Annotated in this window: 1 pseudogene; it reads right to left on the bottom strand. The window is 82.0% G+C overall.

The window, feature by feature from the left end:
* A pseudogene (locus IE94_RS37435) lies at positions 1-404 on the bottom strand (hypothetical protein); the annotation flags it as partial.
* Positions 405-522: the final 118 nt, after the last annotated feature.

The following is a 522-nucleotide window of genomic DNA, read 5'->3' as shown; positions in this document are numbered from 1 at the left end:
GACGAAGCGGCACCCTGCGCCCCGGCGGCCGGCACCGCGGGATCAGTGCCGGCCTCCGGCTGTCCGCCCACCGCGTCACCGTCGGGCACCTCCAACGCCGCGTCGGACGCGTCCTGCAGGCCCGTGTTCCGCGCCGGCTGGCTCCCGCCGCCCGAGCGTGCCGCCGGACCGGCGCCGGTGCCGGTGCCGGTGCCGGTGGCTGCCTGCCCGGCACCCGAACCGGCCGGCTGCCCGACACCGGTCGACTGTCCCGCGCCCGCGCCCGTGCCCGTGCCCGTGCCTGTGGCGAGGACCGGCTGCCCGGTACCCGAGGCGGCCGGCTGCCCCGCGCCCGCACCGCTGGGCCGGCCCGCGCCCGCACCCGGACCGACAGCGGACGTGTCCGGGGCGTCGATCCCGGACACGGTACGCACCGGCGCCGGGGAGCCGGGAGCGGACCCGGGCGAGAACGGCACCCCGCCCGGCACCTGCGGGCCGGGGCCCGGCACGACTGGACCCGCGTCCGCACCGGCCCCGCCGGCC

It is taken from the genome of Streptomyces violaceorubidus (genome assembly GCF_000717995.1).
Lineage (GTDB): Bacteria > Actinomycetota > Actinomycetes > Streptomycetales > Streptomycetaceae > Streptomyces > Streptomyces violaceorubidus.
This window is presented reverse-complemented; position numbering and strand designations above follow the sequence as displayed.